Below are 21,423 nucleotides of genomic sequence, written 5' to 3' on the forward strand. Positions count from 1 at the left end.
ATTGCTTATACACTTACAAAAAGTAAGTAACATACAAATATATACCATATTATAACACTTTTTTAAACATCAAGGAGGCTTTATCATGGATAATTTCTTTCAAGTAGTCGAAGAACGGCGCTCAACGAAAGTGTACGACCCTCAAGTGGAGATCCCTCGCGAGGAATTAGTCAGCCTGCTCGAAACAGCAGGGAAGGCTCCATCTGCCTGGAATCTTCAACAGTGGAAATTCCTGGTATTCGATAACAAAGAAGTTCAAGAACGCTTACTCCCGATAGCCTATCACCAGCAGCAAGTACATGATGCTTCTGCAGTTGTGGCTATACTTGGTGACTTGGAAGCCAACAAGAACGTCGATCCTGTCTTTGACCCTGCCATTGAAAAGGGGGAAATGACGGCTGAAATCAAAGAGGTACTTAAGAAACAAATCGACGGAGCCTACAGCCGTGACGAATACCCAAGAGACGCAGCTTTCAGCAATGCTTCCCTGGCTGCTATGCAATTCATGCTTGCTGCGAAGGCGAAGGGCTGGGATACTTGCCCGATCGGCGGCTTCAATCCGGCAGCTCTCGCAAGCGAATTCAATGTGTCGGAGCGCTATATTCCGATTATGCTGATTACAATCGGAAAACCGCTTCAAGAAGCACGAAAATCAGGTCGTTTAGATATCCGCAACTTAATTGATTGGGCAGAATAAGCCTATGAAAAAGCCGCATCCAAGGGGATGCGGCTTTTTCAGGTTCTTAAAAGAGTACGCTCTTTTCAATCTGTTTCATTTCATAGAAGTAGCCTTTTTTCCTCATGAGCTCATCAAAACTTCCTGCTTCTACAACCTTTCCCTGATCCATGACGACGATTTGGTCCATTTCTTCAAGACCTGTCAATCGGTGACTAATCAGAATCAGTGTATCACCATCCGCTACGGTATAAAGATGCTTGAAAATCTCTTTTTCCATCAAAGCATCAACAGAAGATGTCGGTTCATCCAGCATCCATAAGGGTGAACCTTTCAATAGGGCCCTGGCAATCGCTAATCGCTGCTTCTCTCCACCAGAAAGATTCTCTCCTTTTTCTAATATAGCGTCCTCTAAAGAAAAGTGATCCAGCTTCACTATTTCTAATGCCGTTTCCATTTCCTCATCTGTCAGATCGTCACGTACCAGCATTAGATTATCCTTCATTGTGCCGTAGAAGAAATGATTTTCTTGAAGAACCACATTGGCTTGCCCCCACAACGACTCTTTATCGATATCTTTAATTGAAAGATCATTCACGTAAATCGATCCTTGATCCGTTGAGTAAAAGTTTAATAACAATTGAAGCAATGTTGACTTCCCTGATCCCGAAGGTCCTACAATCGCCGTTTTCGAACCTGCAGGCAGCTCAATTCTTACCTCGTCCAAGGTCTTCCTTTCCTCTCCATTAAAGGAAAAGCTCACATCCTTCATACTGAAGGAAGGTGCGTGCCCACTCAGACCCCAGCCTAAGGAAGGTCCGTCCCCGAAGGTCCTCTCTTCTGGAATAATGGAAGACAGACGGCTTGCCCCGCGGCGTGAGTCTTCATAGTGTGTAGGTAGTACTGCCATTGGTGTGGCATTTTCGAATACGGTTAGCGAGATCATGACAAGCATCGCAAGGTATATCCCGTCCAAATGACCTGCTGCGACTGAATACGCCCCTAATGCTAAAACGATCCATGAAATGAGTTGGGAAACCAGGATGTTCGTTGAATGACTAAAGAGAGAATAGATGCTCTCCCGTTCTTGCTCACTCACATAACCTGTTGCTGCATGAACGAGACTCCTCTTTTTATCCTCCAGTCTTTGATATATCTTCAGGTCTCTGAACCCATAAAGAAATTCTGTTACCTCTGTGGATAAATCCCCTCGACTTTCTCGTAAGGTCGTTTCAATTTCCCTCTGTTTATAAGCAAAATAGACTGGGACAATAAATCCCGTTAATAGAAGCCCCCCGAGAAGGATCAACGCAATAGAAACAGAATAAAACATCGTAAACAAGATCGTACTTAAGAACACCATCACCAGGATAATCGGTGGATAAAAGACGCGAAGAAAGAAATTCTGTAAGCTCTCTACGTCTCCTACGATTCTTGAAAGAAGATCTCCACTTCGATATCGCCAGAAAATTCTCGGTGCTAACGGCTCGATTTTTTCATAGATGGAAACCCGCAAGTTCGCCAAAATCGTGAACGTAGCCCTATGGGAAAAATAGCGTTCCCCATACCGGCTTAACGCCTTCGTAAAGCCAAACAGCTTCAAGAGAGCAATCATTACCGTAAGAGCATAAAGAGGTACCTCCAATGCCGCTTTAGAGATTAAATAGCCACTGGAAGCAAATAGTCCGACCGAGGTTATTCCAGCCAGAAAGCCAAAAAGAATAGAGTACACCATATCCTTCTTTTCCTTCATCATCAGCTTTACGACAAACCCTAACTCCTTCATCTAAAGCTTCACTCCTTGTTGTGCAGTCACCATATCACGATAGTGAGAAGTAGACTTCCTTAATTCCTCATGATTTCCTATGCCCGCTAATTTCCCATTTTCTAAAAATAGGATTAGATCCGCTTCTCGAATCGTATGAAGACGGTGAGCTACTGTAATCACCGTTGAATTCTTTGATAATTCCTGTATGGATGATTGTAGGATCCTCTCCGTTTGAAGATCCAATCCCGTTGTTGGTTCGTCGAAGAGAATAAGAGACGGTTTTTTAAGAAAGGCCCTGGCTATGGCCATACGCTGCTTTTCTCCACCAGAAAGCCCTCTCCCTGCTTCACCAATCGGGGTCTCATATCCTTTATCGAGGCCTGCAATCATTTGTGAGATTCCCGCTTTTTCAGCAGCGTATTCGATCTCTTCCAGGGTGACGCCCTCTCTTCCGCCAACCGCAATATTCTCGGCAATCGTGCCTGAGAATAAGTAAGGACTCTGTGAAATATAACTCAATTGATCAAACCAGTCTCTTTCCCCATATTCACATCTCGAAAGTCCATCAATCACAATGTCACCATCAGAGGGATCAAGAAGGCCGGCTAATAGATGAAGGAGGGTTGTTTTCCCTGCTCCACTCTGACCCACGATCGCCACTTGGCTTCTGGGAGGAAAAGCAGCCGTAATGCCTCGAAGATCAAATCCCTTATCCTCGTAGGAAAACCCTACATTACATAGCTTAATTGTTGGAGGAGTCCCATTTGTTTCGAACTTCTTCTCTCCCCATCTTACAGGTTGATCCTTCTCTTCAAGCTCCTCCATGACTTTCTTCGCGGCTCCCACACTACCTCGCCCAGTATGAAAGGCATGCCCCAGCTCTTTTAATGAAAGATAGAACTCTGGTGCAAGAACGAGAACAAAGAAAGCTGTGAAGAATGAAATACTTTCAAAGACGACTAATCTGAGCCCCACTTCCAGGGCAATCAATCCAATACTTAACATAGAGATAAACTCTAACATCAAGGAAGATAAGAAGGCAGTCTTTAACACTTCCATCGTGGCTTCACGAAAATCAAGACTGGCAGAACGTATCCCCTCTTTTTGTTGCTCCCCTCTTCCAAGCAGCTTCAAGGTAGTCAATCCCTGCAGTGTATCGAGAAATCGTCCAGAAAAAGCCGTCAGTTTGTCCATTTGCTTCTCGGATTTATTCTTTGTCATGACTCCGATAATCGCCATAAACAAAGGAATGAATGGGGCTGTTATCACCATGATCAGACCCGTATACACATGCTCAGTAAAAATAATGATTAAAAGAATCAACGGGACGATGGTCGTTTGAATTCTTTGGGGTACGTATTGACTGTAATACCCGTCCAGTCCATCAACGGCATCCATCATCGTACTGACCTTTTGTCCAGACTGTCCTTGAAGGGATGCTTGCAGTGGATTTTTTGCCCACTTAATTAAAAGCCGTTTTCTCAAGTCGACCTTTACCTTCGAAGCCATCCTGATTCCTGTTCGTCCGTTTACATAAGAAAGTGCCGCTCTCCCCACTAGAATAAGAAGCAAAGCACCCAGCATTGGGAGGATGTCTTGAAACCCAGCTTCCTCTATAAACATTTTATCTACAACGCTAACCAGTAAGTAAGCTTGTCCAATAACGACTCCCCCCATTAATAGGGATGTTCCGTAAAGCGCCATCATGGATGATCTCTGCTGCTTAGCCAATCGATTCAGCTCTTTCATAACTTCTCTCAACTCCAAAAGTTAAAAGTTAGTGAAATACTTCACAAATTCAATAACTCTATTATAGTAAACTTGTTCCCTTTATGCATCTTTTAGGATTGACCTTTTTGTGACAATTCCAGAACACAGGTAGTTTTGAATGCGGCGGAAGTGGATATTCCCACAAAGTCTACTATATTAACAGGAAATATGGATACTTCATTTTGAAATCTACTTTTACAAGGGATTTGTGACGGTCATGGTCTGGTATTTCTATGATGTCCTAACGAATCCAGCCGAAATCACCAATAATCCGGCCGTTTTTCTGGATAATCCGGCGGAAATCATCAATAATCTAGCCGATTCTGATAAAATCCAGCCGTTTTCTTAATTAACCCAGCCGTATTACAATAATTGTAAAAAAAGAGCACAAAATAATTTCAAATCAATAAAAAGAGAGAGGCGCATCCCTAAGCGAATGACCTCTCTCTTTGTTCAGCTATACTCGGCACATCATATCTTCAATAAATCCTTCGTCACACGCTGGATAATCTCCGGCAGTACTGAGAATGTGTAAGGTTTATACACTCTCTCTGTCCACTGATGGCCATCCTTTCCATAAACTCCTATATTAATCGAAGGGATGTTCAGCTTTCTGATCATTTCGATAGGGACAGGATACAACTGATCGATCAGCGGCAGGTTCTTTTTGAATACCTCGATATCCTCGTCTTCTTCATGAAGAGAGAGAAAACTGCCGTCTGCTAGATAAGGGAAAAACCGTTTAATGACAAATTCTTCGCCGGTTTCTTTGGCTATATCATTTAAGCATTTTCCTAACGCTTCTCTTACCCTCTTGCCATACTCATTTTCTTCATTTACAAAGTTGTGAGGTAAAAATGGCGGTGCGAAGAAAATGATCACTCTGGGTGTTCGATCGGGATCCAGGTGCTGTAAGGCTTCCACCATCGTATATGCAATCGTTCTTCTATCTTCTCCTTCCATATCATGAAGAATCTTTTTCATGACAGGATCCGGATCAATGCCTCTTTCCTTTAGCCAGAAGATATACTCCCGTAATGTCAGCACCTCCACTTCCCAGGAAAACTCCCTTTCCGGGAAACCATGATAGCTCCGATATTGCTCAAACTGCTTTTTGCTCCGTTCTTCCAGTTCACTCACTGCCTTTAATGCTGCCTTTTTCATATCGTAGAGCACTTCTCTGGCGGTTCTCTCGTAGACAAAATAGTTGAAGTAAAGAGAAGCGCTAAGAGGGGTTTGGACATTATACGTATGCTTATCATCTTTGAAATACAAGCACGATGGCGGCAGGGTGAATTCTCCAGGTATATCCTCCAGATAATCCAGGTTCTGATTGATTTCGAGATTGATTTTTGAAGCAATCACAGTAGGATCGATGGATGTCAGCACATCCCCTACATGCGCTTCTCTTCCATATATATAAAAACTTGGCAGAAGCTTCCCTGCAGCACCTGTGTAAATATATCGTTTACAGTCCCCGTCATAGATCGGAGAAATGAAATCCGTATTGATCGCTGCCAAATAATCAAAGCCCTCTTTCTTTAAACGATAGAGATCACTTAAAGCAGCAATCATTCCGGCATGTTCACTTTCTTCGTCACCATTAAACAGGAAGAGTAAATTTCCTTCCGGGGCTGCTTGATCCGTATGGTGTAAAAGATTGGCTATGTGGACGGCAATCCCGCTCTGCATATCCAAGGCCCCTCTTCCAAATAGCCAGTTTCCAGAAAGTGCATCTTCCCTAACCTTTTCCTCTCCTTCATAATCCATAAAGAATTTCTGAAGAAAGTCGGGATCATGAGCCATATCTTGAAGTGCCCCATAATCATCCGTCCCTACCGTATCATAGTGGGCATGGAATAATACGGTTTTCGAAGACGTTCCTTTCACGAGGGCAAACACGTTTTTCCTTCCTGTGGGATCGTTCGGGACTTCTTGCAGCCAGACCCGATCAGGATGCTCCTGAAAATAAGGAAATGAGGAAATCATTTCATATATATACTGGGCTTTTTCACTTTCGCCTGTTGTTCCGTTATAGCTTTTCAGAGCGACTAAGGATCGTGTGATCTGCTCAATCTGCTCGGAGATTGAGTTGTTTTTCAATTGAGTATACACGTTAGTACCGCTCCTTTCCTTATGAAATGTTACTTCCTGCGTGGTAAATCGTTTACTGACTGGGCATTATAGAGACTGATTCTTCTATAATTGATAACATCTTATCGAAAACAAAAGGGGTTTGGAAGGGGTTTCAAGATATTTTCTTAAAAAAATTTCGGTATCCCCTATTGAAATCCAATCTATTACCGAATATTATAGAAGTTGCGTGTTTTTAATGTTCGTTTTTATTGGAGGTATTACGATGTTTAAATTGAAGGAACACGGCACTAATCCTAAAACTGAAATACTGGCAGGTATTACAACATTTTTAACAATGGTGTACATTGTCGTTGTGAATCCCATTATTTTAGCTGATGCAGGTGTCCCATTTGATCAAGTCTTCTTAGCAACCATTATTTCAGCCGTAGCCGGAACGTTATGGATGGCCTTGTTCGCAAACTACCCGATCGCCATCGCACCAGGGATGGGATTAAATGCTTATTTTACGTACTCAGTAGTCGGTGCGAATGATGATATTTCTTATATCGTTGCGTTTTCTGCCGTTTTTGTAGCAGGTATCATCTTTATCATTCTCTCTTTAACACCGTTTAGAAAAAAATTAATCGAAGCCATTCCTCAAAATCTAAAGCACGGCATAACAGCAGGAATCGGTTTGTTTATTGCGTTTATTGGATTACGATTGACAGGACTCATCCAAGCTCACCCAACAAATTTAGTACAGTTGGGGGATCTTCATTCATCCTCTGCGATCTTAGCGTTAATCGGGCTGGCTGTTACCCTGATCCTCATGGTCTTACGTGTCCATGGAGCATTATTTATCGGAATGATTGTCACTGGACTCGTTGCATTCTTTACAGGAGAATTATCATTCAAGGAAGGGTTTGTGGCCCTCCCACATCTTCCAGAAGGACTGATCGTAGCAAATCCGGTAACTGCTTTTGCTGATGTTTTCCAGTATGGATTATATGCGGTAGTCTTCTCTTTCTTGCTTGTGACCATCTTTGACACAACGGGAACAATGATCGGAGTGGCTCAACAAGCAGGTCTTATGAAAGGCAACACGATGCCAAGAGCACGTGAAGCACTATTGGCTGATTCCATTGCAACGACTGTTGGAGCTATGTTTGGAACAAGTCCTACGTCCGCTTATATTGAATCTTCAGCCGGTGTTTCCGCTGGAGGAAGAACAGGACTGACAACATTAACGGTTTCTGTTTTGTTCATCGCTGCTGCATTCTTCGGTCCTCTTGTAAGTGCCGTATCGGGAATTTCAGCTATTACTGCTCCAGCACTTATCATCGTTGGAAGCCTGATGATGGGAAGCATCTCCCAAATTAAATGGGATCAATTAGATGAAGCCTTCCCTGCTTTCTTAATCATCCTAAGCATGCCATTAACATCAAGCATCGCAACGGGGATTGCACTGGGATTCATTTCTTATCCATTATTAAAAGTAGTAAAAGGACAATGGAAGCAGGTACATCCACTCGTGTATATCTTTGCCGTCCTGTTCTTCTATCAGCTGGCATTCCTGCCTCATTAAACCGATATAGATACTTGAAAGACCGTTCATAATGAACGGTCTTTTTGTAGTGCAAATTCAGCTGGTTGTGTCCATATTCTCTTGACACTTTTTAGATTTTCATCATCAAAAGTTAAACAATATATATCCGGCATTTCAAGCTTTCTCCAAAACCTGATATCATATTGAGGATCAAAGTAACTCATGATCAAAACCATAATATTACCATGTGTTCCAATCACAACGTTTTTCCCATTATATTCTTCAATGATCTTAAATATCCCTTGTACGCCCCTTTTTTGAGCAGTGAGATTCGACTCTCCGCCTTCCAAGGAAAAAGCAGGATCCTCCCACACCATTGAGATTGCCTCTTCAAAGTTTTGAACAGGTTTTCCAGAGAGAGTTCGTTCTCTCAATTCTTCATATAAATTGATTCCCTTCCCAATATGGCGGGCTGTCCCTTCAACGGTTTCCACCGCCCTTTTATATGGACTGGAACATACTGCATCAATCTTTTCCTTCTTTAATAATTCCGTTACATTCTCAGCACCCACCTTACCTTTCTCAGAAAGGGGTCTGGTTAATTCCTCGGGGGTATATTTTGAGTGAGCATGCCTCACCAGATACAGTTGAGTCATTGCCAACTTCAATCACTCCTTTTTACTTTCCAACCACAAAAAAGAGCTGTCATGGAGAACAGCTACTCTTATTTCCACACAACGTCCAATTGACTAGCATAAAATGTTATCGCCTTTTTATAAGGTTCGATGGTGGATTCTTGTGACGATTCTCCAATACATGTCAGCAGTAGCTCCATTGCTTGACTATGTTCGTTCAAATTATAGAGGGTCATGGAATAAAAGACCGTCAACGCTTTATTTTCAGGAAATCGTCCGATTGCTTTCTCGAACACGGTTTTGCTTTTATCATACTCTCCCAATGTCCGATATGTACTCCCTAATCCAAGATAGGCGCCTTGTAAATCTTTATCATCCAGTCCCAATTGAATCGAACTTTCGTAATAAGGAACGGCTTCGCTTTCGAGTCCCATTGCGTCATGGCTCCATGCACATTGGTAATGCAGAAAACCATTATCTGGTTCTTCCCCAATCAATCGCTTCCACCTTTCAATGGAAGCTGCGTATTCTCCCGACTCTCTCAGTTCAATGGCTTCTTCTATTTTTCTATTCATTTTAAAGTCTCCCATTCACTCTGGAATGAACTCCATCAGCCAGGAATCATGATGTTCGCCTTCATGAAGCTCATGCTCCCGTAGTATTCTCGCTTTACTATATCCACATTTCTCATAGCAGCGGATCGCTCTGGTGTTCCAAGTCATGGGATCCACCACGAGGCGGTGGACCCCCTCTTTCTTGAGCAAGTACTCTACTACAGCTCGAATGAGTTCCGTCCCTAAACCCCTGTTCCAATATGCCGCTTCTCCGATGAATTGATCCGTACCATAAATCACTTCATCTAAATTCGTGTAACCATACCGGATCATCGTTTCTTCATCAAGCTGATAATACTGGAGATAACCGATTTCATTCCCCTCATACTCAACCAGACAACCTGAGACGGCCCTCTCTGCAAGGAATTTCTCCTCCACCATCTGAAGAGTGAAGGGACGGTCCCTCCCTTCATAAAACTCCAGTACCTCCGGATCCTGCAACCACCTTGCCAACGTGTATTTATCCCCCTCCACTAAAGGACGGATAAATAAATCCCCACTCCTGACATTCATACACACACCTCCCATAGCTCTCTTCTTCCTCTATACATTCATCACTCACCAGAAAAAACCCTTTTTTTTATTTGAGGGACGGGCATAGGTACGTTCCTCTGTATGACAAGTTTGTGAATTAATTCACATTTATGTATGTTATGCTATATTTCAGAGTAGAATATCAATGTGTTTCGTGTTATCATTTGGTTGTGAATTACTTCACAATATCTCCGCTCATATTCTGAAAGCTTTATTACTTTCTCTTAATCTCACCATTGTTAGATTCATGTGACCAATTTTTTTTACAAATAATTAGTGAATAGGTGATGACGTATGACAATCAAATGCACAAACAAAGTAGCTTTAATCGGTACAGGATTTGTAGGTTCAAGTTATGCCTTTGCTCTCCTCAATCAAGGAATCGCACATGAACTTGTGATGATTGATTTGAATAAGGAGAAAGCTGACGGAGACGCACGTGATTTAAACCATGGTCTTGCTTTCGCTTCTCCTATGAAAATATCTGCAGGAGATTACAGTGATTGTAAGGATGCTGACCTTGTCGTGATTACGGCAGGAGCTAACCAGCAGCCAGGCGAAACCCGTCTGGATCTGGTGGAAAAGAATGTGAAAATCTTCAAAAATATTGTAGACTCTGTCATGAATAGTGGATTCAACGGCATTTTCCTTGTGGCGACGAACCCTGTCGACATCTTAACGTATGCAACGTGGAAATTTTCCGGACTGCCGAAAGAAAGAGTCATCGGATCAGGAACGATTCTCGACACAGCCAGACTTCGTTACTTAGTCGGCGAGCACTTTGATATTGATACACGGAATATTCACGCCTATATTATGGGAGAACACGGAGACACGGAATTTCCCGTTTGGAGCCACACAACTGTAGGAGCAAGTCATTTAAGTGAGTTGATTGACCTCCACCAGGATGACGTCCAGAAACATCTTGATGATATATTCGTTAATGTAAGAGATGCAGCCTATCACATCATTGAACGGAAAGGCGCAACCTATTATGGTATTGCCATGGGTCTTGCCAGGATTACCAAAGCGGTCTTTAACAATGAAAATAGCATTTTAACCGTTTCTGCCCTCCTTGAAGGGGAGTATCATCAGGACGATATCTACATCGGTGTTCCTGCGATTATTAATCGTGAGGGCATCAGAAAAGTCGTCGAGCTTCCATTAAATGATAAAGAAAAAGCTCAATTCGCCCACTCTGCAGAAACACTCAAACATGTGATGAAAAAAGCGATGGAGACTTGATCCATTCCCTTCGCTAACTTAATAGACACGCACGCCCACCCAACCTCCTCATAAGATAAAGAGAATTCTTTATGAGGAGGTTCTTCTATGTACGATCACAGACAATTATTCCCTGGATTTCCTGGCGGCGGAGGCGGCGGCTTTCCCGGATTCCCTGGAGGTGGCCAAGGATCAGGGGGCGGCGGCTTTGGCATCCCAGGTTTTCCTGGTGGAGGACAAGGCGCACCAAGCTCACCACCACCTACTGGCGGGCAAGGCGGACAAAATCAACCACCACCCGGACCACCACCGAACTTCCAACCGCAAAAAACGGTGATGCAAGGAACACAAGGTGGACCAAGTGTTTTTGCAGTAGACCCAGGTGCCATCAGAAGATGTTTATTCCGTTACACGTATATTTGGTTAAGAAGGGATGCTTTCTGGTTCTATCCTGTCTTTGTTGGACGCCGTTCCATTGCCGGATGGAGATGGATTGGATTCACATGGGTATACTTCGGCATCGACTTGGATAAAATTGAATCCTTTACGTGCGTGTAGGACTGCTCATGTATTCATATCCATACTATAGGACCGGCAACACCAAGGGGACGATTACTGTAACAGGTGAGCATACCCTTTATACCGATCCTGATCAAGCCATTGTCTCTGTCGGTGTTGTCACTAAAGATGAAGAGCTTGAAGCGGCCCAAAACCAGAACCAGCAACAATCGAGTCAAGTCGTTCAATCACTATTAAACAACGGAGTGTCACAAAAGGATATCCAGACCTCCACCTATCAAGTGTTCCCACAGTACAACTATGAGGACGGAAAGCAAATTTTCACAGGATATGAGGTTCGCCAAGTATTCCGAGTTACCATTCAGAACATTGAAAAAGTCGGTACGATTATTGATGATGCCATTAAGAGCGGTGCGAATCGTGTAGAAAACATTTCATTTGTCAATTCCAACCCCATCGAATCCTATCAGCAGGCCCTTGCTATGGCATATCAAAAGGCGTATCAAAAAGCACTCACATTATCCAGCCAATCGGGGCAGCAGCTCGATCCCCAGCCAAAGTCCATCACAGAGCAATCAAGCCCAATCGTCACCCCCTTTATGACCACCGGGTTTGTAAAAGCCGCTGAAGAGAGTGCAGCCGTCCAACCAGGACAAATCGCCGTCACAGCCATCTTGACAGTAGAATACCAAACCCGATAAACGACAAACTGCCAAAACAATTCAGTACTTTGGCAGTTTGAATAACGTATTAGAGGGACGGACCTCCAGGTTTGGTGGTTTATGCGTCGATTTCTACTTTCATGCGTTAAAAATCCTTTCACTCATGACTAATACTAAAGAGCCCATCCCGAAAACGAATGAGCTCCCCCTGCTATCGCCCAAACCTCAGCTCAGGATTCACCACATGCGCTGCCACTTTTTCAGCAGACGCAACCACTTCATCGTCACTCATCATTCGAACCCCATGCTCTACATAAGCAGGCAAGAATGTCATTCCCGTTAAATTAGCAGTAGCCTGCAGTGGTTTCAGCAGTTCACTCATGGAGTAGTGATTAAAGCCTCCTGATCGGTAAGCTCCACCCGGACCACCGGTTGAAGTCACGACTAAGAATTCTTTTCCGTGAAGCTTCGTCCCCTCTGCTCCATAAGCCCATCCATATTCTAACACCTTATCCTGCCATTCTTTTAAAATCGCCGGTGTGCTGTACCAGAAGAATGGAAATTGGAAGACGATTCGGTCATGTTCTAATAAAAGATTTTGTTCTCTCTTAACATCAAAATTCATGTTCGGATATTCTTTATATAAATCATGTACAATAACGTTCTCTTCTTTTTCCAAACGTTCTGACCAAGCTTTGTTCATTCTTGATTCTTGTAAATTTGGATGTCCTACTAACACTAGTGTTTTCATTTCAACTACTCCTTATTTGTATGTACAAATAATATCATCATTTGTTTGTACACACAACTAACATGTTAAAAAATTTTATTTTTTATTTTCCAATATCGAATTGGCTTCGTTCACATCACGCGTCAGCTTGCGAGCCTGTTCCTCCCCCATGATTTCAGCATAGCGTTTAAATAGGTTCTTCCAGCACTGAGAAATGTCACCCTGCATGCTATAGCCTTTATCCGTCAGGGCAATGATTGCTAACTTTCCTTTGTTCTTTCGTGTAACAAGTCCCTTCATCTCTAATTTATCAACAAATCGGGTACTTGTTGAAGGAGCGATATTTAAAGCACCACTAAGCTCTTTTTGTGTTAGACCGTCTTTATCCTTTAAGGTCATCAACAAAAATGCATAAGTGGGAGACAAACCGATCGGCGCAAACTCTTCCTCCGCCATCTTGTTCATCATTCTTGCCAAGTGATTGGCAGAAAAATAGAGACAGTTACAGAATTGATCTTCCACTATCCTCGACCTCCGTTAATGTTTGTATGTACAAACTACATCAGTCATGAGGATTTGTCAATGGTTTCCACTCTACTCACCCAGGGATTTCGATTTACGGCTGCATGCGTCCATTGCTGTTAAGATGGCTCCTTTAAAATTATTTTTCTCCAGGGCTGACACAGCTTCAATCGTTGCTCCGCCCGGTGAACATACGGCATCCTTCAATTCCCCCGGATGAGTGCCTGTTTCAAGGACCATCTTCGCCGCTCCAAGTACAGCCTGTGCTGCCAGCTGATAGGCTTGTTTTCTTGGAACGCCTTGCAGAACCGCTCCATCGGCCAGTGCTTCTATGAACATAAATACATATGCAGGAGATGATCCGCTCACAGCCGGAATGGCATCCATCAAGCTTTCCTCTACCATTTCAGACTTTCCGAAGCTATCTAAGATCGCTTTCACATCTTCAAGATCAGCGTCGGTTAATTCGCCATTTACACAGTACGTTGTCATACCTTCACCTACAAGAGACGGTGTATTTGGCATGGTTCGGACAATTTTAACAGACTTAGAAAGCTGACTCTCCATCCAATCAATCGTGATTCCTGCAGCAATGGTAATGATGATGGCGTCCTTTTTCAGAGAATCCTTTATTGATTCAACAATGTTCCGATATTGATCTGGTTTCACTGCTAAAAACACTATGTCTGAAAAAGCTGCTACGCTCTTATTATCACTAATAACCCCCACTCCAAATTCCTCTGCTACTTTTTCCTGCGTCTCTTGTGTTCTGGCGCTGGCTTTAACCGAATGATTCTCTACTAAACCGGACTTCAATATTCCCCCCATGATCGCTTGTGCCATATTTCCGCACCCTATAAATCCAATGGTTTTATTCATTTTTTCACCTCGTCAGTTTGTATGTAAACAGTCTTTAGCATCATACCAAATTTTTCTCCACATATAAAATAAACGCCATTAAAAAAGGCTCAAAGGAGAAATCCTTCAAACCTTTCCATCATTCCACCAGCTTCCCGCAATGGGGGCAAAGAGATTTTTGATAATCCTTTGGAATCTTCCTGTGACAATGAATACATGTCTTTACATACACAGGCTGTTCAAATAAATCCTCTGACATTCCGTATCCGCTTTTAAATGTGGTCCTCATCAAACGGACTAATAATCCGATGATCACACCTGTAATAAGGAGTGCCCAAATCATTTTTCTCTCGCTTTTTCAAGAATTTCACTGTAGTGCAAATCGACGATTGGCTCATCATGGAGCAATCTGTCCCTGATCTCTGAAAGCAAGGACTCCTCGACCTCTGATAAATTCTCTAGATCCCACTTTTTATGGAAAACAGAATAAAGTGTTAAATCCCTGAGGAGCAGAAAATGGGGAATGCGGTCCACCCATTCTTTCTCTAAATCACACTCCGTCAAATATCCTTTTAAAAACGAAATGAGGAACCTTCTGCCAAATTGACTACGGGTATCTAAGTTCTCATTACGAAGCTTCCACCACACGGAATAGTATAGGGGAATGGCGACATCACTTATAAAAAAGAACTGTGTACTATCATCAAAGTCAAACACATGAATATCACCCTTATGGTAAAAAAAGTTCCCTGGATGGATGTCAGAGTGAATCAGTCCAAAGGTATCTTTCGTTTCCTCATAGCTTTTGATCGTTTTTTTATTTATCTCACCTTTTTCGATGATGTACTCATCTTTCACAGAAGATAAATACTTCCCATACTTCAACACGTCATCCTCATCCCAACGATCACGACGATTGATACCCTGAACATATCCTTTTGTCACTCGATGCATATGTCCTGTGATTTTCCCCCATTTGTAAAAGAGTTCCTCATCGAACAATGGGTCATTTATCTTAACCGGACTTCCTGGAGCTTTATCAAACAAACAAACATAAAAATACGTGTCCCCTGCTTTGATAATTTCTACGAGCTTCCCTTTATCAGAATGTTTGACTAATGATACATTCACTCCGTGTTTATGTAAGTAGTTAATCCATTTCAGTTCAGCTTCCACTTCTCTTTCTGAACGATGAGAACTGTGAGTGAGGCGGAGGATATAGGGGCTGTCTCCCTTATGAACCTCATACACATAGTTTTCAAAGTCTCCGAGCTTCTTCGCTTGAGCAGTGTTACAGCCATATCGTGAGGCAGCTTCCGCAAATAGCTCCTCTGTAAAAAGTTCTTCGATCCAATTTTCCATTGTACCTTCTCCTACTCCACTAAAGTATTGGTCTCTTTTCTCAGGAGAGCCACTCGATACGGAAACAGCTCTGCTGTCATAATCCCCTCTTTTACGGTAGGATCTTCCTTCATGAACGCTCTGGCCTTTTCCGCATCTTCCGCTTCAAAAATAACGATTCCAAAAGCATTTTCTTCTTCATTTAACGTTCTGCCGGCAAGGATCACCACTCCAGAGTCCGTAAGCTCCTTCAACCTCTCAAAATGACGATGAACAATCCCCTCATCCCCGGTTGTCCAATTTTCTTCTTTATGTAAGCGCGGAATCAGCTTTAATACATAGATAAATTCCATCGTGATCGAACCTCCTTCTCCACTATATATACGACTTCACTTACCGGGATTCCTTTTTAAGTAAATCAAGTAAACGCAAAAAAGCGATTGAACCCTGTTCAACAGCTTACATGGTTATTTAAGAATCCATGCTCCCTCATCCATTCATCCATCGCCCGATTTGAGTATCTTTTTCACAGGCATCACCTTTTTATGAATGCTCAGTTAAAGAAATCAGGATACGAATGAATATCAGGTGTTTTCACAATATGGATTTCTTTCCTTGCATTGATGGAGGCATAGAACACCTCATCGATTGAAGAGAATCCCGCTTTCCCGATTTCTTCCCATACCCGTTTTTCCTCCACGTTTAATTTATCTAAAACGCTTGTATGCAATACTCCATCTACAATAAGAGGGAACGCAAGGCTCGTTCGCTTCATGACTCCCGCATCTTCAGCTGTAACGGTTTGTTTTGAAGGCATCTTTTGAATCGATAAACTTCCGTTAGGCTCAATGATTCCGATTTGTATATCTTCCAGCAGGAAAACTTCTTTTTCCCGAAGGAGCATCAAGATATTATCAATCGTATAACCGGTTTTCTTTAATTCTTCTTTTAGAATCTGACCGTTTTCAATGACAACAGTAGGTTCAAAGGAAAGAACTTTACCCATTTTTCTTGAAGAAATTTTCATTTTGGTCAAGATTTTTTGTAATATGGCGATAAGAATCATTGCGACGATGGTATGGATGTGTTCGATGTTGGGATCGGCAATATCTGCCCCTACAACAGAACCGAATACAAGGACCACTAAAAAGTCAAACACCGGTAATTCTCCAATTGACCGCTTTCCCATATATAGTGTCACAAATATCATAAATGGAAGGATCGTAAAGATTCTTAATGCTACGATACCTAAGTCTTTAAAATCTACCATAAGCAGCTCAAATCCTTTATGTCTCAGATAAGGATAGTTTCCCCTATCTTAGATCAAACATGAAAGGTGTTTTCAGTCACGAAAAAGAACCAACCATTGGGGAAGGTTCTTCTACTCACTTATCTTTTGAAATTCAAGGTCCTTTTCACTCATCAAGTACTGCAATGCCGTGCGGAATGTGAGGAAGCTTTTGATTCCTTGAAGTTCTCTTACTCCTGAATTGATCATCACTTGAGTCAGAGCCGGGGTAAATCCGACGAAAAGGGTTTCGATCCCCATCAACCCAATAGCTTTGACCATGTTATGTATATAAGTGCCGAAGATGTCAATTTCCCCGATTTCATTTTCTGATATGGCTGAAAAGTCTATAATAATCGTACTAATATCTTCTCCATATGACACGTCCAGTATCTTTGAAATGATCCGCTCAAAGCGTTCAGGGTTGAGTCTTCCAGTAACAGGAATCAATATGGTTTCAGGGATGATGGATGGGATAATGGGTGCAGAAATATCCATGATGATTTGTTCCGATTGAGCTAACTGTTCTTGTAATTCCTTAATTTCCTGTTTTAATCGTTGGATTTCTTGCTTTTCATCTGTCATGATAAACCTCATCGCTTATAGAATGTTTTTATTTGTAAAACGATTTCTTCCTTTCTATTTTAGCACTTTGGTTATAGAATCACCTAATTATTTAATATGTCATTAGATTAATAGATTCCAGTGAAAAACCAGCCTCATCGGCTGGTTTTCTCATGCGAATGCTTTTTCCTGTTCCTTGTGGAAGAAACTTTTCATGGCGTGGAACACATCGGCTTTTTGTTTGAGAATATAGTAACGGAAATCGTCGTTTTTAATGTTCTTGTAGGCAGACATGAGAGTGGAATGACGGTTATACTGGTTTACTTCCCCGTATCCGAACATGCTGGATACTTTCATTAATTCTTCTACAAGCTTGACACATCGCACGTTATCAGACGTTAAATTATCTCCATCAGAGAAGTGGAACGGATAGATATTGTAGCGGCTCGGAGCGTACTTTCCATCGATGAGTTCCAACGCTTTACGATAAGCTGATGAACAGATGGTTCCTCCGCTTTCCCCTTTAGAGAAGAAATGTTCTTCTGACACCACTTTGGCTTCGGTATGATGAGCGATGAATTCAATTTCCACCGTTTCATATTTAGTGCGTAAGAAGCGGGTCATCCAGAAGAAAAAGCTTCTTGCCATATATTTCTCCCATACTCCCATACTTCCACTCGTATCCATCATGGCCAAGACGACCGCTTTGGATTCAGGTTTCAACACTTCATTCCATGTTCTGAACTTCAAGTCTTCGGTATATATCGGATGAAAGCTTGGTGCTCCTTTCATGGCATTTCTCTTGAAGGCAGACATCATCGTCTTCTTTTTATCTATATTCCCCATTAGGCCTGTTTTACGGATATCATTGAATTCAATGTGCTCGACGGTTTGAACATCTTGCTCCTTCTTCTTTAGGTTCGGAAGTTCCAATTGGCTAAATAAGGCTTCTTCAATCTCCAGCATCGACACTTCTGCTTCATAGTAGTCTTCACCGGCTTTATCTCCGGCCCCTTGACCTTTTCCAGGACCCTTCTGCTGTGGTGTGCCGTCTCTTGCAATGACGTCCCCTACCTGACTCTCACCGTCTCCTTGCCCGACATGTTTATTCTTATCATAGTTGTAACGAATTTTATATTCATCTAAAGAACGAATCGGTATCTTGACGACGTCTCGACCATTGGACATGACAATATTTTCTTCTGTAATCAAATCAGGTAAGTTATTTCGAATCGCATCCTGTACTTTCTCTTGATGTCTTTGTTGATCATCGTGACCTTTGCGGTGGAGGGCCCAATCTTCCTTGGAAATGACAAACTGATGATTATCCATTTGACTCAAATTATTCCCCTCCTTAAAATTTTTCACAATTTTTCGTTTTCCTGCATACACTATGTTGACTGTCTAAACTACATGTATCCCATGAAGTGAAACGGGGATTACTCTATCCTATGCAGAAGTATTGATAAATTTACAAATAATTTCGACAATTAAACGTTCTTTTTTGATTGGACAAGCCTATTTTTCTGACAGGTTGTGTAGAGGTCATTGATCGTTCTATAGAAATGACTCCATAGCACGTTCAGTCAAAAAAAAATAACCAGGCAGAAACACCTGATTAAGCTTCTTCTTCATATTGAGCCGGGTCTGATACTCGATTGTGTATCTTTAATTCGCCACTGGAACGTAACTTTTCCATTTGCTTCCCTAGCTTAATGACTTCCTCCATATTGGAGGCCATGCTTCCGTTAAGAGGTTCTGCATCTTCTGGCCGATGAGGTTTAGAAGACATCCTCTCCACCCACTTTCATATTAGATAATGGGCCCAGCTCTCTATCTATAGACTATTATATTCAGACTTTTCCGTCAACTATTCCTTGTCTTTCTCTTTAAATTGAACAGGGTCGGGTTGTTTCTTGTCTTCTTTCAGCTCTTCATTCGTTCTGAGTTTGTCCATTTGCTTCCCTAGCTGCTCCATCTCTTCCATATCATGTGCCATGGATCCATTTTCAGGTTCATAGTTTTTATCCAGTTCATATTTGTTTTTGGTCAATATTCTCACCTCTTGGCTACTACTTTTCCCTGTAGGTAAGAGATTTAAACTTTAAAGAAAAATCGGGAGGTGCCCGGCACCTCCCGATTTCACTTCTATTAACGATTCAACAGGCTGCCCACATAGCGCAGTAATTCGTTGGCGGATGTAGAGTTGTAGCCGTGTTCATCGATGAGGCGGGCAACCACTTCGTTGACTTTCTTCAGCTGCTGTTCGTCTGGCGTTTTAGATGAAGTCGTGATTTTCACAACGTCCTTCAAGTCAGCGAATAGCTTCTTCTGAATGGCTTCTCTCAAGCGATCATGTGAATTGTAGTCGAAACGTTTTCCTTTGCGGGCATAGGCAGAGATACGGATAAGAATTTCTTCACGGAATGCTTTTTTCGCATTTTCTGAAATGCCGATTTGCTCTTCAATGGAGCGCATCAGCTTTTCATCCGGATTGATTTCTTCACCGGTTAATGGATCATGAAGCTTAGCCTTATTGCAGTATGCTTCAACGTTATCAAGATAGTTATCCATAAGCGTCTTCGCAGACTCTTCATATGAATACACGAAGGCTTTCTGAACTTCTTTCTTGGCAATATCATCGTATTCCTTACGGGCGAGGGAGATAAAGTTCAAATACTTATCACGAAGCTCATTTGTAATCGATGGATGCTGATCCAGTCCTTCTTTCAAAGCACGTAGCACATCTAACGCGTTAATGGTCGGTATCTCTTTACGAATGATCGTAGATGAGATTCGGTTAATGACATAACGCGGATCGATTCCGCTCATTCCTTCATCCTGATATTCCTTCTTCATTTCATCCACATCTGCGGAGTTAAAGCCTTCGACATTCTCACCGTCGTACAAGCGCATTTTCTTGATTAAATCAATATCACCACGCTTTGGTTCTTTCAATCGGGTTAAAATGGTGAACATCGCCGCTACCCGTAACGTATGAGGAGCCACGTGGACGTTCGACACATCACTTTCGTTGATCATTTTCTCATATATTTTCTCTTCTTGAGTGACTTTCAGGTTATATGGAACCGGCATGACAATAATACGGGAATGTAAGGCTTCATTCTTCTTATTAGAAATGAAGGATCTATACTCAGTTTCATTCGTATGAGCCACAATCAACTCGTCGGCTGAAATAAGGGCAAATCGGCCTGCCTTGAAGTTTCCTTCCTGAGTAAGGGATAATAAGTGCCATAAGAACTTTTCATCACACTTAAGCATTTCCTGGAATTCCATCAATCCACGGTTTGCTTTATTTAATTCTCCATCAAATCGGTAAGCCCTCGGATCTGACTCAGAACCAAACTCGGCAATCGTGGAAAAGTCGATACTTCCTGTTAAATCAGCGATATCCTGTGATTTTGGATCAGATGGACTGAACGTACCAATTCCGACACGTTTATCTTCAGAGAAAAAGACTCTTTCGACCTGAACGTCTTCTATGCGGCCATGATATTCTTTCTCCAAACGCATAGTATTTAACGGAGAGAGATTTCCTTCAATGCGAATGCCATATTCGTTGTAAAAATCTTCACGTAAATGTTGAGGAATCAAATGCAGTGGATCTTCATGCATCGGACAGCCTTTGATTGAAAAGACGCCTCCTCTTTCAGTCCGGGAATACTGCTCCAACCCGCGTTTAAGCATCGACACAAGGGTTGATTTCCCTCCACTAACAGGGCCCATCAGTAACAAGATTCTCTTTCGGACATCTAATCGCTTCGCAGCAGGATGAAAGTATTCTTCAACGAGTCTTTCCAGCGCCTCTTCTAAGCCAAATAATTGATTGCTGAAGAACTTATACTTTCGTTTCCCCTCGACCTCCTCAACCCCGGCATCCTTAATCATATTAAAGACTCTTGAATGAGCGGATTGCCCAACCCAAGGCTTCTCTTTCAGCAGGTCTAAATACTGAGCAAACGTCCCTTCCCATTTCAGTTTCTCTTCTTCTTCTCGGTAATGTTCGATTTTTTTTAAAATATCCATAAGGACCTCCCCCTGTCGCTTAATGAGAGACGATTAATATACTGTATGC

Annotated in this window: 24 protein-coding genes; 6 read left to right on the forward strand and 18 right to left on the reverse strand. The window is 42.2% G+C overall.

Features of this window, described 5'->3' with window-relative positions; translation table 11 throughout:
- Positions 1–85: 85 nt before the first annotated feature.
- A complete protein-coding gene (locus tag ACFQWC_RS10560) occupies positions 86–697 on the forward strand; it encodes a nitroreductase family protein (RefSeq protein ID WP_299739798.1) in 612 nt (203 codons plus the stop codon).
- Between the two features lie 46 nt (positions 698–743).
- On the opposite strand, the gene cydC is transcribed toward ACFQWC_RS10560, so the two are convergent.
- Positions 744–2,462 (reverse strand): thiol reductant ABC exporter subunit CydC, encoded by a 1,719-nt coding sequence (cydC, locus tag ACFQWC_RS10565; RefSeq protein ID WP_341357721.1) that lies wholly within the window; start codon positions 2,460–2,462, stop codon positions 744–746.
- Positions 2,463–4,193 carry a thiol reductant ABC exporter subunit CydD gene (gene cydD, locus ACFQWC_RS10570; protein WP_377107146.1) on the reverse strand — a complete coding sequence of 577 codons (1,731 nt, stop codon included), beginning with the start codon at positions 4,191–4,193 and terminating at the stop codon, positions 2,463–2,465.
- A 238-nt stretch (positions 4,194–4,431) separates the two neighbouring features.
- Between cydD and ACFQWC_RS10575 the strand changes: the two genes are divergently transcribed.
- Positions 4,432–4,563 carry a hypothetical protein gene (locus ACFQWC_RS10575; RefSeq protein WP_377107148.1) on the forward strand — a complete coding sequence of 44 codons (132 nt, stop codon included), beginning with the start codon at positions 4,432–4,434 and terminating at the stop codon, positions 4,561–4,563.
- A 122-nt stretch (positions 4,564–4,685) separates the two neighbouring features.
- Here ACFQWC_RS10575 and ACFQWC_RS10580 read toward each other — a convergent pair whose 3' ends face one another.
- The gene (locus tag ACFQWC_RS10580) at positions 4,686–6,329 is read right to left on the reverse strand and encodes a M20/M25/M40 family metallo-hydrolase (protein ID WP_299739791.1); all 1,644 of its coding nucleotides are present in this window, start codon (positions 6,327–6,329) and stop codon (positions 4,686–4,688) included.
- Positions 6,330–6,573: 244 nt separating this feature from the next.
- Between ACFQWC_RS10580 and ACFQWC_RS10585 the strand changes: the two genes are divergently transcribed.
- Positions 6,574–7,875, forward strand: coding sequence for an NCS2 family permease (locus tag ACFQWC_RS10585; RefSeq protein WP_341357719.1), 1,302 nt, complete (start codon positions 6,574–6,576; stop codon positions 7,873–7,875).
- A gap of 26 nt (positions 7,876–7,901) precedes the next feature.
- On the opposite strand, the gene ACFQWC_RS10590 is transcribed toward ACFQWC_RS10585, so the two are convergent.
- The 3 genes from ACFQWC_RS10590 to ACFQWC_RS10600 form a co-directional block, all read right to left on the reverse strand.
- Positions 7,902–8,492, reverse strand: a complete 591-nt coding sequence (locus ACFQWC_RS10590; RefSeq protein ID WP_299741269.1) for a histidine phosphatase family protein — start codon at positions 8,490–8,492, stop codon at positions 7,902–7,904.
- Between the two features lie 68 nt (positions 8,493–8,560).
- On the reverse strand, positions 8,561–9,046 hold the full coding sequence (locus ACFQWC_RS10595; protein WP_299739787.1) for a tetratricopeptide repeat protein: 486 nt from the start codon (positions 9,044–9,046) through the stop codon (positions 8,561–8,563).
- A 15-nt stretch (positions 9,047–9,061) separates the two neighbouring features.
- Positions 9,062–9,598 carry a GNAT family N-acetyltransferase gene (locus ACFQWC_RS10600; protein ID WP_299739785.1) on the reverse strand — a complete coding sequence of 179 codons (537 nt, stop codon included), beginning with the start codon at positions 9,596–9,598 and terminating at the stop codon, positions 9,062–9,064.
- 315 nt (positions 9,599–9,913) lie between these two features.
- On the opposite strand from ACFQWC_RS10600, the gene ACFQWC_RS10605 reads away from it, so the two are divergent.
- The 3 genes from ACFQWC_RS10605 to ACFQWC_RS10615 all read left to right on the forward strand — a co-directional run bounded on the left by ACFQWC_RS10605 (position 9,914) and on the right by ACFQWC_RS10615 (position 12,063).
- Positions 9,914–10,864, forward strand: a complete 951-nt coding sequence (locus tag ACFQWC_RS10605) for an L-lactate dehydrogenase (protein ID WP_377107151.1) — start codon at positions 9,914–9,916, stop codon at positions 10,862–10,864.
- Positions 10,865–10,951: 87 nt separating this feature from the next.
- Positions 10,952–11,401, forward strand: a complete 450-nt coding sequence (locus ACFQWC_RS10610) for a hypothetical protein (RefSeq protein WP_299739782.1) — start codon at positions 10,952–10,954, stop codon at positions 11,399–11,401.
- An 8-nt stretch (positions 11,402–11,409) separates the two neighbouring features.
- Positions 11,410–12,063: an SIMPL domain-containing protein gene (locus ACFQWC_RS10615; RefSeq protein WP_299739780.1), complete on the forward strand. Its 654-nt coding sequence runs from the start codon at positions 11,410–11,412 to the stop codon at positions 12,061–12,063.
- Positions 12,064–12,235: 172 nt separating this feature from the next.
- On the opposite strand, the gene ACFQWC_RS10620 is transcribed toward ACFQWC_RS10615, so the two are convergent.
- The 12 genes from ACFQWC_RS10620 to ACFQWC_RS10675 form a co-directional block, all read right to left on the reverse strand.
- Entirely contained in the window at positions 12,236–12,775 is a 540-nt protein-coding gene (locus ACFQWC_RS10620) for an NAD(P)H-dependent oxidoreductase (protein ID WP_341357715.1), read from the reverse strand.
- Between the two features lie 75 nt (positions 12,776–12,850).
- Entirely contained in the window at positions 12,851–13,276 is a 426-nt protein-coding gene (locus tag ACFQWC_RS10625; protein WP_299739776.1) for a MarR family winged helix-turn-helix transcriptional regulator, read from the reverse strand.
- Between the two features lie 72 nt (positions 13,277–13,348).
- On the reverse strand, positions 13,349–14,155 hold the full coding sequence (proC, locus tag ACFQWC_RS10630) for a pyrroline-5-carboxylate reductase (protein ID WP_377107155.1): 807 nt from the start codon (positions 14,153–14,155) through the stop codon (positions 13,349–13,351).
- 118 nt (positions 14,156–14,273) lie between these two features.
- Positions 14,274–14,477: a hypothetical protein gene (locus ACFQWC_RS10635; protein WP_299739772.1), complete on the reverse strand. Its 204-nt coding sequence runs from the start codon at positions 14,475–14,477 to the stop codon at positions 14,274–14,276.
- Complete coding sequence (locus ACFQWC_RS10640) at positions 14,474–15,496, reverse strand: phosphotransferase enzyme family protein (protein ID WP_377107158.1); 1,023 nt, start codon at positions 15,494–15,496, stop codon at positions 14,474–14,476. The genes ACFQWC_RS10635 and ACFQWC_RS10640 overlap by 4 nt, the downstream gene beginning before the upstream one ends.
- An 11-nt stretch (positions 15,497–15,507) precedes the next feature.
- Positions 15,508–15,828, reverse strand: coding sequence for a YciI family protein (locus ACFQWC_RS10645; RefSeq protein WP_341357714.1), 321 nt, complete (start codon positions 15,826–15,828; stop codon positions 15,508–15,510).
- Between the two features lie 200 nt (positions 15,829–16,028).
- Positions 16,029–16,745 carry a DUF421 domain-containing protein gene (locus ACFQWC_RS10650; RefSeq protein WP_377107161.1) on the reverse strand — a complete coding sequence of 239 codons (717 nt, stop codon included), beginning with the start codon at positions 16,743–16,745 and terminating at the stop codon, positions 16,029–16,031.
- Positions 16,746–16,856: 111 nt separating this feature from the next.
- Positions 16,857–17,348 carry an STAS domain-containing protein gene (locus ACFQWC_RS10655; RefSeq protein WP_299739764.1) on the reverse strand — a complete coding sequence of 164 codons (492 nt, stop codon included), beginning with the start codon at positions 17,346–17,348 and terminating at the stop codon, positions 16,857–16,859.
- A gap of 150 nt (positions 17,349–17,498) precedes the next feature.
- Positions 17,499–18,659, reverse strand: a complete 1,161-nt coding sequence (gene yhbH, locus ACFQWC_RS10660; protein ID WP_377107280.1) for a sporulation protein YhbH — start codon at positions 18,657–18,659, stop codon at positions 17,499–17,501.
- Positions 18,660–18,945: 286 nt separating this feature from the next.
- Entirely contained in the window at positions 18,946–19,119 is a 174-nt protein-coding gene (locus ACFQWC_RS10665) for a multidrug ABC transporter ATPase (protein WP_299739760.1), read from the reverse strand.
- Between the two features lie 78 nt (positions 19,120–19,197).
- The gene (locus ACFQWC_RS10670) at positions 19,198–19,380 is read right to left on the reverse strand and encodes a hypothetical protein (RefSeq protein ID WP_299739758.1); all 183 of its coding nucleotides are present in this window, start codon (positions 19,378–19,380) and stop codon (positions 19,198–19,200) included.
- A gap of 98 nt (positions 19,381–19,478) precedes the next feature.
- Entirely contained in the window at positions 19,479–21,374 is a 1,896-nt protein-coding gene (locus ACFQWC_RS10675) for a PrkA family serine protein kinase (RefSeq protein ID WP_044337899.1), read from the reverse strand.
- Positions 21,375–21,423 lie beyond the last annotated feature (49 nt).

Source organism: Rossellomorea sp. GCM10028870 (assembly GCF_042666755.1).
In the GTDB taxonomy this organism is placed as follows: Bacteria; Bacillota; Bacilli; order Bacillales; family Bacillaceae_B; genus Rossellomorea.

Coding starts and splice junctions, on each gene's coding strand:
- ACFQWC_RS10560 (WP_299739798.1), top strand. CDS start 86: ATGGATAATTTCTTTCAAGTAGTCGAAGAACGGCGCTCAACGAAAGTG.
- cydC (WP_341357721.1), bottom strand. CDS start 2,462: ATGAAGGAGTTAGGGTTTGTCGTAAAGCTGATGATGAAGGAAAAGAAG.
- cydD (WP_377107146.1), bottom strand. CDS start 4,193: ATGAAAGAGCTGAATCGATTGGCTAAGCAGCAGAGATCATCCATGATG.
- ACFQWC_RS10575 (WP_377107148.1), top strand. CDS start 4,432: ATGGTCTGGTATTTCTATGATGTCCTAACGAATCCAGCCGAAATCACC.
- ACFQWC_RS10585 (WP_341357719.1), top strand. CDS start 6,574: ATGTTTAAATTGAAGGAACACGGCACTAATCCTAAAACTGAAATACTG.
- ACFQWC_RS10590 (WP_299741269.1), bottom strand. CDS start 8,492: ATGACTCAACTGTATCTGGTGAGGCATGCTCACTCAAAATATACCCCC.
- ACFQWC_RS10595 (WP_299739787.1), bottom strand. CDS start 9,046: ATGAATAGAAAAATAGAAGAAGCCATTGAACTGAGAGAGTCGGGAGAA.
- ACFQWC_RS10600 (WP_299739785.1), bottom strand. CDS start 9,598: ATGAATGTCAGGAGTGGGGATTTATTTATCCGTCCTTTAGTGGAGGGG.
- ACFQWC_RS10605 (WP_377107151.1), top strand. CDS start 9,914: ATGACAATCAAATGCACAAACAAAGTAGCTTTAATCGGTACAGGATTT.
- ACFQWC_RS10610 (WP_299739782.1), top strand. CDS start 10,952: ATGTACGATCACAGACAATTATTCCCTGGATTTCCTGGCGGCGGAGGC.
- ACFQWC_RS10615 (WP_299739780.1), top strand. CDS start 11,410: ATGTATTCATATCCATACTATAGGACCGGCAACACCAAGGGGACGATT.
- ACFQWC_RS10620 (WP_341357715.1), bottom strand. CDS start 12,775: ATGAAAACACTAGTGTTAGTAGGACATCCAAATTTACAAGAATCAAGA.
- proC (WP_377107155.1), bottom strand. CDS start 14,155: ATGAATAAAACCATTGGATTTATAGGGTGCGGAAATATGGCACAAGCG.
- ACFQWC_RS10635 (WP_299739772.1), bottom strand. CDS start 14,477: ATGATTTGGGCACTCCTTATTACAGGTGTGATCATCGGATTATTAGTC.
- ACFQWC_RS10640 (WP_377107158.1), bottom strand. CDS start 15,496: ATGGAAAATTGGATCGAAGAACTTTTTACAGAGGAGCTATTTGCGGAA.
- ACFQWC_RS10645 (WP_341357714.1), bottom strand. CDS start 15,828: ATGGAATTTATCTATGTATTAAAGCTGATTCCGCGCTTACATAAAGAA.
- ACFQWC_RS10650 (WP_377107161.1), bottom strand. CDS start 16,745: ATGGTAGATTTTAAAGACTTAGGTATCGTAGCATTAAGAATCTTTACG.
- ACFQWC_RS10655 (WP_299739764.1), bottom strand. CDS start 17,348: ATGACAGATGAAAAGCAAGAAATCCAACGATTAAAACAGGAAATTAAG.
- yhbH (WP_377107280.1), bottom strand. CDS start 18,659: ATGGATAATCATCAGTTTGTCATTTCCAAGGAAGATTGGGCCCTCCAC.
- ACFQWC_RS10665 (WP_299739760.1), bottom strand. CDS start 19,119: ATGTCTTCTAAACCTCATCGGCCAGAAGATGCAGAACCTCTTAACGGA.
- ACFQWC_RS10675 (WP_044337899.1), bottom strand. CDS start 21,374: ATGGATATTTTAAAAAAAATCGAACATTACCGAGAAGAAGAAGAGAAA.